At 40.5% G+C, this 16303-nt stretch carries 15 protein-coding genes; 10 read left to right on the top strand and 5 right to left on the bottom strand.

The window, feature by feature from the left end; genetic code table 11:
- Window positions 1-176: 176 nt before the first annotated feature.
- A complete protein-coding gene (locus CWC02_RS02495) occupies window positions 177-533 on the bottom strand; it encodes a DUF5522 domain-containing protein (RefSeq protein ID WP_138598869.1) in 357 nt (118 codons plus the stop codon).
- Between the two features lie 43 nt (window positions 534-576).
- Between CWC02_RS02495 and CWC02_RS02500 the strand changes: the two genes are divergently transcribed.
- On the top strand, window positions 577-897 hold the full coding sequence (locus CWC02_RS02500; RefSeq protein ID WP_054552688.1) for a hypothetical protein: 321 nt from the start codon (window positions 577-579) through the stop codon (window positions 895-897).
- Window positions 898-963: 66 nt separating this feature from the next.
- Here CWC02_RS02500 and rapA read toward each other — a convergent pair whose 3' ends face one another.
- Window positions 964-3858, bottom strand: coding sequence for an RNA polymerase-associated protein RapA (rapA, locus tag CWC02_RS02505; RefSeq protein ID WP_138598870.1), 2895 nt, complete (start codon window positions 3856-3858; stop codon window positions 964-966).
- A 299-nt stretch (window positions 3859-4157) separates the two neighbouring features.
- On the opposite strand from rapA, the gene CWC02_RS02510 reads away from it, so the two are divergent.
- From CWC02_RS02510 to CWC02_RS02520, 3 genes are all read left to right on the top strand, one after another.
- A complete protein-coding gene (locus tag CWC02_RS02510) occupies window positions 4158-5555 on the top strand; it encodes a PhoH family protein (protein ID WP_055197676.1) in 1398 nt (465 codons plus the stop codon).
- 61 nt (window positions 5556-5616) lie between these two features.
- Window positions 5617-9045: an ATP-binding protein gene (locus CWC02_RS02515; RefSeq protein WP_138616252.1), complete on the top strand. Its 3429-nt coding sequence runs from the start codon at window positions 5617-5619 to the stop codon at window positions 9043-9045.
- Window positions 9014-9937, top strand: a complete 924-nt coding sequence (locus tag CWC02_RS02520; protein ID WP_054552684.1) for a GGDEF domain-containing response regulator — start codon at window positions 9014-9016, stop codon at window positions 9935-9937. Before CWC02_RS02515 ends, CWC02_RS02520 begins: the two co-directional genes overlap by 32 nt.
- Window positions 9938-9974: 37 nt before the next feature.
- On the opposite strand, the gene CWC02_RS02525 is transcribed toward CWC02_RS02520, so the two are convergent.
- The gene (locus tag CWC02_RS02525) at window positions 9975-10355 is read right to left on the bottom strand and encodes a DUF3192 domain-containing protein (RefSeq protein WP_138616254.1); all 381 of its coding nucleotides are present in this window, start codon (window positions 10353-10355) and stop codon (window positions 9975-9977) included.
- Between the two features lie 162 nt (window positions 10356-10517).
- The gene (locus tag CWC02_RS02530; RefSeq protein ID WP_138616256.1) at window positions 10518-11462 is read right to left on the bottom strand and encodes a D-2-hydroxyacid dehydrogenase; all 945 of its coding nucleotides are present in this window, start codon (window positions 11460-11462) and stop codon (window positions 10518-10520) included.
- 94 nt (window positions 11463-11556) lie between these two features.
- Between CWC02_RS02530 and zntR the strand changes: the two genes are divergently transcribed.
- The 4 genes from zntR (at window position 11557) to CWC02_RS02550 (ending at window position 14814) form a co-directional block, all read left to right on the top strand.
- Entirely contained in the window at window positions 11557-11970 is a 414-nt protein-coding gene (gene zntR / locus CWC02_RS02535; protein ID WP_138616314.1) for a Zn(2+)-responsive transcriptional regulator, read from the top strand.
- The gene (locus CWC02_RS02540) at window positions 11954-13183 is read left to right on the top strand and encodes an SO_0444 family Cu/Zn efflux transporter (protein WP_138616258.1); all 1230 of its coding nucleotides are present in this window, start codon (window positions 11954-11956) and stop codon (window positions 13181-13183) included. The genes zntR and CWC02_RS02540 overlap by 17 nt, the downstream gene beginning before the upstream one ends.
- A 155-nt stretch (window positions 13184-13338) precedes the next feature.
- Entirely contained in the window at window positions 13339-14469 is a 1131-nt protein-coding gene (locus CWC02_RS02545) for a 1-acyl-sn-glycerol-3-phosphate acyltransferase (RefSeq protein ID WP_138616260.1), read from the top strand.
- Window positions 14470-14568: 99 nt separating this feature from the next.
- Window positions 14569-14814, top strand: a complete 246-nt coding sequence (locus tag CWC02_RS02550) for a DUF1289 domain-containing protein (RefSeq protein ID WP_138616262.1) — start codon at window positions 14569-14571, stop codon at window positions 14812-14814.
- Here the strand turns inward: CWC02_RS02550 and CWC02_RS02555 are convergent.
- Complete coding sequence (locus tag CWC02_RS02555) at window positions 14811-15515, bottom strand: transporter substrate-binding domain-containing protein (protein ID WP_138616264.1); 705 nt, start codon at window positions 15513-15515, stop codon at window positions 14811-14813. The two genes, CWC02_RS02550 and CWC02_RS02555, sit on opposite strands and share 4 nt — an antisense overlap.
- A 151-nt stretch (window positions 15516-15666) precedes the next feature.
- Between CWC02_RS02555 and CWC02_RS02560 the strand changes: the two genes are divergently transcribed.
- Entirely contained in the window at window positions 15667-15867 is a 201-nt protein-coding gene (locus CWC02_RS02560; RefSeq protein WP_036966037.1) for a DUF3283 family protein, read from the top strand.
- Window positions 15868-15869: 2 nt separating this feature from the next.
- Window positions 15870-16295, top strand: a complete 426-nt coding sequence (locus CWC02_RS02565; RefSeq protein WP_054552678.1) for a GNAT family N-acetyltransferase — start codon at window positions 15870-15872, stop codon at window positions 16293-16295.
- Window positions 16296-16303: the final 8 nt, after the last annotated feature.

Below are 16303 nucleotides of genomic sequence, written 5' to 3' on the forward strand. Positions count from 1 at the left end.
GATTCCGACTTAGTTACAGTATATTTATGCTTAAAAAATAGACTTTACTAGTGATTTAAGCTTAAAAATTGATGATTTAGTGAATTTATATCCAATTATAATGTATTTTTATTCTTGTCGTCCATGTGTTATTTGCAATTAAATGCAAAATAATTGAATAAATACTCTTTAAGAGGTTAGCTGTCGGAATAAGGGCAATGAGTACAGCCATTACTACAGCAGTGGCCACGTTTTAAAAAGAACCAGCGGCTAAATACCATGTAGTTGTTTTGCATGGTGTAATCGAGATTTTCTATTAAGTTACCTTGAGTAAAATAAGGCTTAGCAAAGGCAAGCTGCTGTTCAAGAGGCTGTTGGTAAAGTTTAGATAAAAATGAATTGATCTTTTTTATAGTACAGTCTCGGCATAAACATTCTGTTGCTGCCTCATCGAGTGGTAAAATATTGGGCAGCTCACTACACCAACAGGCATTAATATTGTCGGCTTGGCAGTGAAGGGTTGCTTTGCATTGTGAGCAAGTAAGGGTTGTCATTAAGTAAAAAGATGCTTTGAAATTGAAAAGGTAAGCATAGCAAATGGATAAATTAGACGCATTAGATGAGTTTGCTCGTTTTGGTGATAACCGATTTGAGGCAATTTCAGTAATTACCAGTACTCCAGACACGCAAGGTGATGTGTATATTCTAACGCAAGACGTTTTCTGTCAGGTTTTACAGCGTGTTATCGACGGCGAAATCGATATCGATGAATTAGAACTTTGGGCAAACGTATTAGAGTCTAGGCAAGACATCGACGAAAGCGCCGTTGAAGGGGCTATTTATGCACTAAGTAATAACGAGCAAATGGGTGAGTTAAATAAAAGTACGCTAGAGAAGTTGTTAAGAATAATTCACTAGTATGAACGAGATTGAGAGTCGAAAGCTTTAAGCAAACCTTAAAGCTTTCGCTCATTAGCCAATGGGTTAGTGAGAAACGACAATTAAACGAATTGCATCCAGTTTAACTTGGGCTTTTTCGATGTAAGTAGTGAGTTCACTACGTTGCTTATCAAAAAAGCTAAGCTCTTCATCACGAATATTCGGGTTGATCTGCTTAAGTGCCGTTAAACGAGCTTGTTCTTCACCAAGGGCAGTTTGCATTTTCTCTAGTGATTCAGCACGCAGTGCTTCTAGCTTGGTTTGTGCCATGCCTTGTGCGCTGGTGATCATTGGGTGAATGGCACTTTGTAGCGCGCTGGCTAATTTACTTGCAGTTTGGCGACCAACCGCAGACAACTGCTGATTGAAAGCATCAAAAGCAACATTATCAGCCAGATTGTTACTGCCCTTATCTAATAAGATACGAATAGGCGTTGGTGGCAAGAAGCGGCCAACTTGAAGTGCTTTAGGCGCCATGGCTTCAGCAATGAAAATGAGCTCAACAAAGAAGGTACCAGCAGGTAGCTTTTTGTTTTTCAGTAACGCCACAGAGGCAGTACCAAAGTCATCATCACAAATCATGTCTAAGCTGCCTTGCACCATTGGGTGGTCCCAGCTGATGAAATGGGCGTCTTCTTGCGAAAGCGAGGTGCTGCGATCAAACGTTACTGTGATGCCATCATCTTTCAAACATGGGAAGGATGGGTTTAGCATGTGCTCAGTTGGTTTTAAGATAATGGTATTTTCACCTTTATCTTCTTGGCTTACACCAAAGGTGTCGAACACATTGATCATATAGCTTGGTAGCGTGAATTGGTCGTCTAATTCTTCGATATCAGCAACAAGGCTTTCTGCTCGGCCTTGGCCACTTGAATGCAGCTCTAGTAAGCGGTCACGACCACTTTCCATTTGCTTACGAAGCTTAGCATTTTGACCCGCCACTTGTTCTAGCAGTGGGTCTAGCTCTTCTTCGTCGCAATTGTGTGCACCAATAAACTCAAGCAATTCTTCGCCATACTCTTTATACAGCATTTGCCCTGTTGTCGATGTTGTTTCAAACGCATCTAGGCCCTCGTTGTACCAACGAAGTAACACTTCTTGTGCGGTGTTTTCAAAATACGGCACATGAATGTTTACGTCTTGAGTTTGACCAATACGGTCAAGACGACCAATGCGTTGCTCGAGTAAGTCTGGATTAAGTGGTAAATCAAACAGTACTAAGTGATGCGAGAATTGGAAGTTACGACCTTCAGAACCAATTTCAGAGCAAAGTAGAATTTGTGCGCTGTCGTACTCGTCGGCAAAGTAAGCCGCAGCACGGTCACGTTCAACAATCGACATACCTTCATGGAAAACTGAGGCTTTAATTGCTTCACGCTCGCGTAAAATCTGTTCTAGGCTAAGTGCGGTTTCGGCTTTAGCACAGATAAGCAATACTTTTTCGTGTTTAAGGGTTTTTAAGGTTTCGATTAACCAATCAACACGTGGGTCAAATGCGCCCCAGCTAGCATTTTCACCTTCAAACTCTTGGAAGATCTTTTCAGGGAATAGAGCGCGAAGTGCCGTTAGTTCAGCATTTTGAATGCCGCCCATGTTACCCAGTACCGACATCGCCGTTTTATATTGTTTAGGCATTGCCATAGGGTATGCATGAAGCTTACGGCTTGGGTAACCATCAATACCGCTGCGGCTATTTCTAAATAAAATACGACCCGTACCATGGCGGTCCAGCAGCATTGATAAAATTTCGTTGCGCGCCGTTTCATCACCTTGCTCAGCTTTCGTTAAAAGGTCAGTGATGTCGGTTTCTTTTAATAGCTCTTTTAATGTTGCACGAGATGCATCATCAAGACCTTTTTCACCCAGTAATTGATTTGCAGCTTCAGCAACCTCTTTGTAGTTGCTTTCTTCTTCAACAAACGCATCGTAGTCGTAGAAACGATCAGGGTCGAGTAATTGCAAGCGGGCAAAGTGACTGCGGTGACCAAGTTGATCTGGCGTCGCTGTTAATAAGATAAGACCTGGAATATCTTGGCTTAACTCTGCCATGCGTTGGTATTCAGTGCTTGGCTTACCATTATTGATACTTAAATGGTGCGCTTCATCAACCACTAATAAATCCCAATCAGCCAGAGTTGCTTGCTCAAACCAACGTTTTTTCTTGCTTAAGAATTCAAGGCTAGTAAGTACTAACTGTTCTGTTTCGAATACGTTTGGAGAGTCTGCAAATGCTTCATCACAACGTTCTTCATCAAAGATTGAAAAACGTAAGTTAAAGCGGCGTAGCATTTCTACTAACCACTGATGCTGTAAGTTTTCAGGCACAACAATCAATACGCGGCTAGCACGGCCACTGATGATTTGTTGATGTAAAATCATACCCGCTTCAATGGTTTTACCTAAACCCACTTCATCAGAAAGTAATACGCGTGGTGCAAAACGTTTACCCACTTCTTGTGCAATATAAAGCTGATGCGGAATAAGGTTTGCACGCTGGCCAATTAAACCTTTTAAAGGAGATTGTTGGCGCTCAAACTGGTGCTGCCAAGTTTGGTAGCGCAGGGTATAGCGGTCAAAGCGGTCCACTTGACCTGCAAATAAACGGTCTTGTGGTTTATTGAATTTGATAAAGTGATCTAAAAAGGTTTCTTTTAACTGCGCTTTTTCACCATTATCAACGCGAATGCCGTGATAGCATAGTAACTCGCCTTGCTCTTCAACAGACTCAACTTCTAATTCCCACTCTTCAACGCTGCGAATAATATCACCTGGATTAAATGCGACACGAGTAACAGGCGCTTCTGTTAAAGAATAAACTCTGTTTTCTCCACTGGCTGGAAATAAAATGCTGACCTGACGGCCTTCAAGGGCAACAACGGTGCCTAATCCTAAATCTGACTCAGTATCACTGATCCAACGCTGACCTAAGGAAAAATTCATGTATGTCTCGTCTATGAAGAAAAAAGGCGGCTATGTTACCTGTAACGCCATGCTACTTCAAGGCAGTAAACTCGCCGCACACAATTAAATTTAGTCAACCATTTTAAGCCATTATCAATGGTAAAAATTGTATTTATTTTAACCAGTTAAATAATTGTATATTTGTTTGTCATAAAAAGGACTTTTGTCGTAAATAGACTAAACTGAGTATATACCTGACGAATAAACTATAGCTTCATCCGCCGCTTGTTTAGTTTATTGGGTATAGCATAAAAATCATAAAACGTAAGGAAAGTGCTATGGAAAAAGCTTCGAACCTTGATAGTAAAATGTATGTGCTCGATACCAATGTATTACTCCACGAACCTCTCGCTTATTTATCTTTCCAAGAACATGATGTTGTTATCCCCATGACAGTATTAGAAGAGCTCGACCACATTAAAGATAGGAAACATGACGTTAGCCGTGACGCCCGTGTTGCTATTCGTGGTTTAGATGAAGTGCTAAAGGACGCTTCGCCAGAGCAAATGTTGCAGGGTGTCGCGCTTCCTAGTAACAAAAAGGCAAAATCAGAATCTCGTGGCCGCTTAATTATTGTTAATGACCATTTATTTGCAGACAGTATTTCGGGTTTACCTGGCAACGAAAACGACCATCGTATTATCAATTGCGCTGTACATCTGCAAAAACAGCACAGCGACAGCAAGGTGGTGCTTGTCACTAAAGACATCAATATGCGCCTTAAAGCGAAAGGGGCAGGGCTTAAATTTGTTGAAGACTACAGAACAGACCAATTAATTGACGACATAGCGTTGCTTACAAGCGGCTATAAAAAAATTGAAGGTGATTTTTGGCAACAGGTTGGAGAATGTGAAACAGAGCAGCAAGGCCGAGATACCTATCATCATGTGGCAAAAAGCACGATTAGCGATGTGTTCTGCAATGAATATATTTTAGATGAAAGCGACCACTTTGCAGCCCGAGTAACAAGCTACGATGATAAACAAATTACTTTAAAGGATATTAGTGTTGAGCGCTTGATGAGTCATACCGCGTGGGGCGTTAAGCCAAAAAATGTCTATCAAGGGATGGCACTTGATGCGCTACTTGACCCAAGTATTGAATTGGTGATTTTAACTGGCCCCGCTGGCTGTGGTAAAACCTTACTCGCCCTTGCTAGTGCCCTTGAAATGATTATTGAAAAAGGCATTTACGATAAAGTGATTGTTACGCGTAATACCCCAGAGATTGCTGAATCAATTGGCTTTTTACCTGGCACTGAAGAAGAGAAAATGGCGCCGTGGTTAGCTGCCATTACCGATACGTTAGAAGTGCTGCATAAAGGGGACGAAAATCCAATTTCTAGCCGTAATTACATTATGGAAAAAGCCAATGTACAGTTTAAATCGGTAAACTTTATGCGTGGTCGTAGTATTCAAAATGCGGTTGTCATTTTGGATGAAAGTCAAAACTTAACTGCTTCACAACTGAAGACCATTATCACTCGCTGCGGCGAAGGCACTAAACTCATTTGCTCAGGTAACCTAGCGCAAATTGATAGTAATTACCTCACGCCAGTCACCTCAGGCTTAACTTATATTGTTGAACGTTTTAAAGATTTTCAGGGCAGTGCCACCGTTAACTTAAACGGTGTGGTACGTAGTCGCTTAGCCAGCTTTGCTGAAGAAAATTTATAACTTGCCAGTATTCCTATGCCTCGTTAACCTAGCTTTATCGAGGTAAGGTACTTATAAGCCAGTGAATTTTTTACCGTTAAAGCATTACTATCGCTCTTTAGCAGTGGCACTTATTGTGCCGCTGTTAGTGGCGTTTTTTTTGTGTTTACACCTATATAATTTAAAACTTGAGCGGGCGATAGAAAGCAGGCAAAGCGGGTTTAATAATATATCCGCTCAGCTTAGCCATGCGATGAGTGCCGCAGATGGCCTTATAGACACCATGTTCAAGCTTTACGAGCAGCCACTTTCTTATGATTTTGATCCAAGTTGGGCACGCAATGTGAATCAATATGATCACTATTACTACCAAAGTGTTGGCGATGGAGTGGGGGAGATAGTCGGGCAAGGAAAGTTTGCCTCAACCGCTTATGCAATTAATCAATGGCGGCGAGTTATCGCCCTTGGCCCCTCTTTTAATACTACCCTGTCACTTGTTCAATCTTTAGAAGCCGTGGCTTATGTTAATGAGCAAGGTTTTGTTTATATTAAGCGCCGCAACACAGCAAAAAGTGAATTATTGACCAGTGTGTTAGATAACAAATTTAGGCCTCAATTAGTTAATAGTAATAAGCTTTCCTCAAGCTCTGTGTTGACAATTAATGGCCATGCTTATTTTGCAATTGGTAAGCAACGAGCAGCCAATAGTCGTGATTACATCGTGTTGATTTATGATCTTAAAGCAATTTCTAGCTGGTTAAAGAAAATAGCGCCTAACTATGGTGAGTATATTTTTATCAATCAAGATAACCAAGTTATTGCCAGCTCAAAAACAGCGCTTAACACTGCCATCAGTGCCAGCGAACATTGGCCGAATGTTGCTGTCGATATGCGAAAGAATAACCACAGCCATTTAGTGCAAGAAGCAACAAATTTACCCATTTACACCCGTTTCTATGAATCAAAGCAGGCCCTGAGTGAACCTATTGGTTACGACATCTTTTTAGAATTCGCGTTTTTGAGTGTGTTTTTAGTGATGATGTTCAGCGCTGTTTTTTGGCTGAGTCAACGTATTTTTGTAAAACCAATGACGCACTTAATGAATTACCTTGAGCAGCATGATGAAGGTAAACAAGCGTTAGTTCATTATCGTATTCCTGTCGATTGGCAGCCTTGGTTCAGCCGTGTAAAACGAGTGTTTAGCCGCAATGAAGAGCTCGTCCAATCATTACAAGAGGCGAATAAAGCGCTTGATTCTCAGGTACAGGTAAAGTCAAAACAATTGCGTCGTAGTATTGATGCGAAAGAACGTCACTTAGCGTTATTAAATACCATGCTCAATAACGTGCCGGATCTTATTTATTTTAAGAATATTGATGGCTCGTTTTTAGGCTGTAATAAAGCGTATGAAGGCTATATTGGTTTGCCACAAGAGAAGTTAGTAGGCCAGCAATTATGTGATATTAGTGATGATAACGGCGAGTTAAATGAACTTGAGAAGCAGGTTTTAAGAGACAAAAAAACGTATCAAACTCGTCTTTCAAATTATGAGAAAACTTACCTTTTTAGCATTGTGCCATTTTACAACGAGCACCAGCAATTTCTTGGTACCATGGCGATTGGTCGTGATATTACCGAGCAGTATAATGCACTGAATGCACTACAAAGCTCCGAAGCGAAATTGCGCAGTGCAATGGAGTACGCAGCGAATGGGGTGCTTCTGGTATCACTTGAAGATCAAGTGCTGCAAGCAAATAAAGCGGCACGAAAAATCTTTGCAATTGAAAACGTTAATGGCCTCGAGTTAACAAACTTATTTGCTGAGCAGTCTTATCAGACGTTGAAAAATACTCTGACAGAGCTGCTGCATGAGAAGAAAAAAGTTTATCACTTTAGTCTTGAGCAGCAAGAACAGCAGCGCTGGCTGCAAATTAGTGTGTCCCTAGTTTGGAATGCCGAGCAAACACCAGATTATTATGTTGTTCATGTACAGGATGTGACGGATTTAGTGCAAGCAAAAGATGATGCAGAGCGGGCAACGCTCGCTAAAAGCCGCTTTATTGCTAATCTCAGTCATGAAATACGCACACCACTCAATGCAGTACTAGGCTTAATTGATGTTATTGCATTGCAAGGGCTAACTGAGCATCAGCGCACTCATGCAGAGCAGGCAAAAACAGCAGCTAATAGTTTACTGACGCTTTTAAATCGAATGCTTGATTTTGCACGTGCCGAAAGTGCTCAACTGGAAATGAATAAAGCGCCTATGAGTTTATCTGATCTAATTGATTTTAGTCGAGGCGTGATCACTCCCTTATGCACAAATAAAGGCATTGATTTTATCATTGACCGTGACGAGAACATCAACGAATTCTTAATTGGCGACCAAATTTGTTTGCAGCAAGTATTAGCCAATTTATTGACAAATGCAGCCAAGTTTACTGAACAAGGCACAATAACTCTGTGTTTAGAGCTGATTGAAGAGTCTTTAGAGCAGCAACTAGTTTGTTTTACAGTTAAAGATACAGGTATAGGTATAAATAAGGCTGATCAAGGGCGGTTGTTTGATGCTTTTACGCAAGGAGATGAGTCTTTAACACGCTCTCATCAGGGGGTCGGTTTAGGTTTAGCGATTGTTAAATACGAAGTCGCTTTAATGGGCGGAGAGATAAAACTTGATAGTGAAAAAGGCAAAGGCAGCAAATTTAGTTTTTGCTTACAGCTGGATAAAGCATTAGGACCTACAAAAAGAGAATTAGTTTGTTTGCCTTCGAGTACTGACTTATCTGGACTTTTAGTACTTGCAGTTGATGATAATCCGCTTAATTTGAGCATCATTAAGAGTATTTTGGAGCAAATAGATATTACTGTCATTTGTGCTCTAAATGGTAAAAAAGGTATAGAAATTGCTAAAGAGATCAAGCCTGACGTAATTTTTATGGATATTCAAATGCCTGTGATGGATGGTTGCCAAGCGACGCGAATTATTCGTCAATTATACACCAAAGAGCAAATGCCGATATACGCGCTTACCGCTCATAGTGAGGCTGCAGATATTGAGCATTCAATTGCGGCAGGAATGAATAAACACCTAACTAAACCTATTGTTGCGAGTAAATTGTTTTTAGCAATGAGTGAGCTTAAAAACTCAAAAGAAGCTTTTTTTGATAAGGCTTTTATCTTATCTCAATTTGGAAATGATAATAAGTTAGTATTAACTATGTTGTCGAAGTTTGCGACTATGGCAGCAGAGCAGTTAATACAAATTTCTACATTAAAGACTACCGACGAGTTGATCCGCGTGGTGCATAATGTGAAAGGATCGGCTGGTAACCTTGGGTTTAAACGATTGTCAGCGTGCGCTCAGCATTGCGAGGCTACACTAAAAGCTAAAGGTGAACTTTCCGAACAATTAATTGATGAGTTGCAATGCCAAATAAAACAGGTTATTGCCTTTATCATCGAACAAGGATCTACTGATGTTGAAAAGAGCCAAGGTACTGATTGTTGATGACGATCCGTTAAACCGCTTGGTATTAGAAAAAACATTACAGCAAGACTATGATGTTTTTTGTGTTGAGAGTGGCGAAAAAGCACTGACGTTTCTAAAAACACAAAGTGTGGATCTGTTGATCTTGGATATTGTAATGCCAGGAATCGACGGCTATGAAGTACTCAACAAATTAAAAGAAAACGCAACGACAAGCATGCTACCGGTAATCTTTATCTCGGCAAATACTAGCCATGATGATGAAGCTAAAGGGTTAGAATTAGGGGCGATGGATTACATCACCAAACCTTTTAGTGCAGCGATCGTTCGTGCACGTGTGCGCAATCAATTAATGATCAAACAAAAAAATGACTTGCTTGAAATGCTCGCCTCAATTGATGGCCTAACAGAGATCCCAAACCGACGTTATTTAGATGAAAACTTAGCGCGAGAGTGGCGTCGTTGTCGTCGTGATCAAACACCATTATCAGTATTATTAATGGATGTTGATCACTTTAAACGTTACAACGATTGTTATGGTCACCGAGCAGGCGATGATTGTTTAAAACAAATTGCTCATGCCTTAGTTGGAGCATGTGAGCGAGGTAGTGACTTTGTTGCTCGTTATGGCGGTGAAGAGTTTGCAGCAGTACTTCCAAATACCTCTGCAAAAGAAGCTATGTCGTTTGCAAACAAATTACGTAATGCCGTTAATGAGTTAAATATTCCGCATAAAGCGTCACTAAATGCCGACCATGTCACAATTAGTATTGGTATTGCGACCACGGAAAATGGCCAGGTGTATGCAGAGCAAACATTACTTGAAGAAGCTGATTTAGGTCTTTATCAGGCAAAAGATGCTGGGCGTGATCAGATAGTATCGAGAATGATAGCTATGAGTGAACATAAGTAGGCAATAGCTGCCTACTTACAGAATTTAAATATGCAAGCTAGCCATTGCTAAGTGATTTATAAATCGTATCACCCACACCAATTAACTTATCATTTTTAAATACCAGTGGTGTACATTCGTCTTTAGTCATCTTGCCATCAGAGTGAATGCTATGGGTTGCATAGAATAATACTTGGTAAACATCATCACCTTGCTTTAATAACTCGCTAAAGTTAGGAGTATTTAGTTTGTTTAATACAGTTTGGTAGCTGGTATCTAATGCAAGGTTAGAAATCACTTCACGGTTATTTTTATGTTGCTTTTGCCAGCTAGATGAGCTTCCCGCCCAATGTGTGTCTGCTTCACCGTCAGAAACAGCAATGACACAACCAGTTAAAAATGGTGCAGTTAGCGCGGCAATTAGAAGTGCTTTTTTCATGTTATTTTATCCCGTAGAAATTGTTTTTAGTTATTCACTTAATAGCAAACTGCTTGCCAAACTTTTAAATTCAAATTAAATCAACTATTTAGGTTGTTTTTAGTGAAAGAGCTAAGTAATAAATTACTAACTACTTAGCTCTCTTGACTAATAAATTGCGATTTAGACCAACATGTTACGCATCTCGCCTTGATTAAATGCTTGGATATTCAAAGCAATTTCGTTAACTAAACGCACGATAGATTCTTGGCTGGCCCAAGCAATATGCGGAGTAAGTAATAAGTTTGCGCCTTTATACTGTGCCAGCGGATTTGATTGCTCTGCAGGTTCTTTACTGAGTACATCAACACCGGCTCCGGCAATAACATTATTAGCTAATGCGTCAGCTAAATCGGCTTCATTGATAATCCCACCACGAGCAGTATTAATAATGATAGCTGACGGTTTCATCATGCTTAATTCTGCTGCAGCGATTTGGTTGCGTGTTTCATCAGTAAGTGGGCAGTGAACACTAATAATATCCGCTGTGGTTAGGGCATCATTAAAACTAACACGACCTTCACGAGGTGCATGGCCTTTTCGTTCACTGATGATGACATTAGCACCAAAAGCACGCGCTACATCGGCAACGGCTTTACCTAGTGAACCGTAACCAATGATTGCCAATGTTTTGCCTGCAATTTCTTTAAAGCTGTAATCTAAACGGCAAAACATAGGACTTTGCTGCCATAAGCCTTGCTGGCAATCATTAATATATCTGTGAGTACTGCCCAGTAAGTTAGTGATGAGAGTAAAGGTGTGCTGCACCACGCTCGGTGTTGAATAGCCCGCGACATTGGTCACCGCAATGCTATGCTCTTTGGCTGCTATTAAATCAATGTTGTTAGTCCCAGTCGCTGCAACACATATTAATTTTAAATTAGGTAATTTGCTCATGGCGTGCTGATCAATCACCACTTTATTACTGATAACGATATTGGCATCTTGGCAGCGCTCAACAACCTGTTCTTGAGCAGTTAAATCGTAACAAGTAAGTTTTCCTAATTGCGCTAAAGGATCTAACGATGTGTTGGCTAATGTTGCTGCATCAAGGACAGTAATATTCATGTGCTTTCCTTTTTTAATTTATTGCTTGACCTTGGGGTGTACTCCAAGGTTTATAGTGAGCATAATAAATAAACGCTTCACAATGGAGACGGTGATGAAAATAGGTGAGTTTGCCCGTCAGTTGGGTGTCTCAACAGATACGCTACGGTACTACGAAAAGCATGGTTTGTTAACGCCTAGTTCGCGTTCAGACGTGGGATATCGTTTTTATTCTGAGAATGACCATAAACAAATGACGTTTATTCTCAGAGCAAAGAATGTTGGCTTTAGTTTGGCTGAGATCAAAGAGTTATTGCAAATTAAGTTTCATAAAGATCAGCATTCTTGTCATGAAGTTAAAGAGATGACGTTACAAAAACGTGATCTCGTTGCACAAAGAATTGCAGAGCTTACTCGCTTTTATGACTCACTTTCATTGTTGGCAGATAAATGTTGTGGCGGTGAAGAGCCTGCTGAAAACTGCTCAATACTAACGACGCTGGAGGATATCGATGGACTTACTCAATAATTTTTGGCATCTGTTTTTACTCTCAGCACCTTGGTTAATGCTGGGCTTATTCATAGCAGGTCTTCTCAATGTATATTTGCCTGCTAACTTTCTTAACCGGCATTTAGGCAAAGAAGGGTTGTGGACCACAGTTAAAGCAGCCTTTATAGGTGCTCCAATGCCCTTGTGCTCATGTGGTGTGATCCCAGCAGCCATTGGTTTAAGAAGAGCGGGGGCATCGAAAAGTGCCACCACCGCATTTTTAGTTTCAACCCCTGAAACTGGGGTCGATTCGGTTTCGGTATCTTATGTGTTGCTAGGCCCATTTATGGCGATAATACGTCCTATTGCCGCCGTGTGCAGCGCCATTGTGGCCGGCGTCTTAGTGGGGAAAGACAGTGAACTCCAACAAGTACAAAGTACAGAATCAGATAAAGAAAGTACTAAAGCAGACTCTTGTTGTAGTAGTAAACAGCCAAAGCCTGTGACCACAACGAGCTGTTGCAGTAAAGAGGCGCCAGCAAAGCCCGCACAAAGTTGTTGTAGTAGCAAGGAATCGCAACCAATACAGGAGCAGCAACAAAGTTGCTCAACAGAAAAAGCAGCGCCTATACAGAAAAGCTGTTGTAGCAGTGAGCAGCCAACCAAAGCCGTTGAAAGTCGTTTTAGCAAACTGAAACGCGCGGTGAGTTTTAGTTGCAATAAGCTGCTTGAAGACACCATGATTTGGCTAATGATCGGTTTATTCTTTGCAGCGCTTGTACAAACTTATGTACCAGAATCTTTTTTAAGCCAGTGGGGGAATGGCATCCTTGCTATGCTGGTGGTTATTTTAATCAGTATTCCTATGTATATTTGTGCAACTGCATCGACACCTATAGCGGCAGGTTTATTACTCAGTGGTGTATCTCCGGGGGCGGTGCTGGTGTTTATGTTAGCTGGGCCGGCAACCAATATCGCAACGCTTGGTGTTGTTGGTAAAGAGCTTGGCAAGCGAGCGGTATTTGCCTACCTAATAGGTGTGATTGGCACGGCACTGGCTTTTGGCTTTTTAACCGATTATTTAGTGGCGCAATATGGTTTTGTGGTAGCGCCGATGATGGGTGAAGAGCACGAGGTTCTACCTCATTGGTTAAGCCTTGCTGCAGGTATTGTGTTGGCAATTTTAATACTCAGATTGCTGTTAAAAATGGTATTAAAAAAATCCTCGCAAACTGGTAAGAGCATTGCTTAATTATTTGTTATAGATAAATATTTTATACATTGATTGGCATTTAATTTGGTTAACTATCGCGTCTCGGTTCGCATTTAAAATTGCCTGAGTTATAATCCGCCAATTATTTTTAACGGTACGCTTTACGTGCCGTTTTTTAACTTAAGTAGTTTTTAATGAGTGAAAGTGTGGATAAATACGCCGACATAAGACCTTACAATGATGATGAAGTAGCTGACTCAGTAGCGCGTTTGATTGCTGATAATGCCTTTGTAGATGTAATCGCTAAGTATAACTTACCGCGCTTTTTATCGAACTTCCCATTTATTACTCGCCCATTAGTGCGCAGCCAGCTGCGTAAAAAGTGGGGTAACACCTCATCGGTTGAGCAAGTTCAGCACGAAGTGGCTGATTATTTGAACAAACTAATTACCCGTACTACTTCAGAGGTAACGTTTTCGGGCATTGATAAACTAGACCCAAAACAAGCTTACTTATTTATCTCTAATCACCGCGATATAGTGCTTGATCCTGCGCTCGTTAATTGGGGCTTGTTTAAGCACAACATGCCGACAGTTCGTATCGCCATTGGTGATAACTTACTGCAAATTCCTTATATCACTGAGTTAATGCGTTTAAACAAGAGCTTTATTGTGAAGCGCTCAGCGAAAGCACCGAAAGAGATGCTAAAAGCGCTGTCGCAGCTGTCTGCTTATATTTATGACTCACTTGCTGAAGGCCACTCAATTTGGATAGCGCAAAAAGAAGGCCGAGCAAAAGACGGTTTTGACCAAACAGATCCTGCCCTGCTTAAAATGTTGCAGTTACAAGGCCGCAAGCAGAAGAAAGAGTTTGCTGAATACGTACGCGAATTAAAAATTGTACCTGTGTCTATCTCTTATCAATACGAGCCATGCGCGATTGCTAAAGCGAAAGAGCTTTATCATAAACAGCAACATGGCCAGTATGTAAAACAGCAGGGTGAAGACATAGCAAGTATTGTTGAAGGTTTTAGCACCGCCAAAGGGCATGTACATTTAGCGTTTGGCGAGCCAATTGAGTCGGGCTGTGAATCGCCTGAAGAGCTGGCAAAAACTATTGATCAGCAAATTGTTGATTCGTTTTTCTTACACCCAGGCAATTATATTGCAGGTGGTTGTACGCAAGCTGTGATTGATGAAAAAGATGCCGCTGCATTTTATGAGCGTATCGCAAAAGTGCCAGAGGAGTTAAAGCCTTTGGTATTAGCTATGTACGCTAAGCCTTTTCATCGTAAAGCAGAACTTGCAACAAGCGAGTCTAAGTAAGCGAAACAAATAGTTTAAGAAGCCACTTTTTAAAGTGGCTTTTTTTATGGTTAATTTTCAGGCTATACTTTTACTATTACTTATTAACCGGCATTTGTGATGCAACAGATTGAAATATTTGAAATTCCAAGCCCTTGCAAAGGGATATGCCAAGTTAATAACCGGGGTTATTGTAAAGGCTGCTATCGTAGTCGTGATGAGCGATTTTATTGGAATAAGTTTACCAATGCGGAAAAACGTAAAGTGATCAGTCTATGCCAACAGCGTTACAAACGTTACCTTCAGAAAAAGCAACAAGCTGAAAATCAACAATCAACGCCTGAGCAAGGAGGGTTTGATTTCTAAAATTCGGTGAGATTGTACTTTGATTTTAAAAATTGCACAGTGCCATTTTCATCAAATTTCTCTAGTACTCTAGTTAGTTTGGGTATTAGTTTCTCATGACGTTTATGAACAAAGTGATAGCTTTGCATTGGCATCAGCACTTGTTTGTGAAATGCATCTTGATCAAAGTCAGGGTGTTTAGTTGATAACATAAAATCGAGTAAAATTGCGCCTTCAACACGATTTTGCGTAAGTAGATTCAATTGAGCCGTGACATTTCTAACTTTTATTACATCCCCTTTAAAAGGATGTCGTTCAATGTAACTCTGTGCTGCAGGGTAACTTGATTGGATTGCGAGCGATTTTAGTTTTGGGTAATAGCATGTTTTGCAGTTTTTTAGCAGGATTAAATTAAAATCAAATAAAGGGTAGTTCACTTTTATTAAGTTTGGATAGCCTTCTTTGACATCAGCAATGCGACCAAGCTGACCATCTAATACACCTTGATTTGCGGCCTCCAGCGCATTTTGATGGCTAAAATCAATGATACTTATTTCGTAGCCAATTTCTTTATAGGCCATTTTAAGTAAATCAATAACAAAGCGAGCTTGTGGAGTATCAGCAGGACGATTAAAAAAGAGAGTGTGGGTATTGGCTAAACTTGAAAAGCAAAAGAATAATAATAAAAAGGCGAATCTGTGGCTCAGATATTTTGACAACATGCGTTCCTTGCGTACATAAATTGCTCGTTAATTTACTGGCAAGTGTTGCTAAAATCAAGTTTCGTCAGAGGCTTTTTTGGGCTAATTTATCGGATTAAACGGTTTGAATTTTGTTATACTAGATAAATCAAATTATTAAAGCTGAGAAAGTATGAGTTTCAATTTATGTAAATTGCCAAGAGAGCAAAAATATCAAATTCAATTGGACTACGAAGCATCATTTTGGGCTTATCAAATAAAGCGCGGTAAAAATACGCGTGAAGGTGTTTATACTGCAATAAATAATCGTCCTATGTCTGAGCAGGCTTTTCTTAAGCAACAATTTGAGCATTACCTTTCGTTAATGAGCTAGTCATGGCAGCGTTTAGATTTTGTTTACTTGAGCCAATTAAAACGCCGTTAGTAAATAAATTTTATGATAAACACAATGCACGTGGCCGAGCAACCAAGGCTGACCAAGTATGGGTTGCCTATAAAGATTCTGAGATAATCGCGGCGTGTAGAGTACAAGACCAATCAGGGCTATTATTTTTGTCTACTCTTTATGTAGATGAATTATGGCGTGGTCAAAGGGTTGCTTCGCAGCTACTTGCGGCCGTAACCGCTCGGCAAAAGAAGGTTGTTTTTACCTTCGTGTACCAAAATCTGATTGATTTTTATCTACAAAATGGGTTTAACTATATATTAACATTACCAAACTCCTTGCAATCACTATTTGAACTTTATGCACACCGAAAAATTGTTGCGATGCACTTTACGCGTGACACAGTGCCAAGTTAGCAATTTGG

The organism is Pseudoalteromonas sp. S2721, assembly GCF_005887425.1.
In the GTDB taxonomy this organism is placed as follows: domain Bacteria; phylum Pseudomonadota; class Gammaproteobacteria; order Enterobacterales; family Alteromonadaceae; genus Pseudoalteromonas; species Pseudoalteromonas simplex.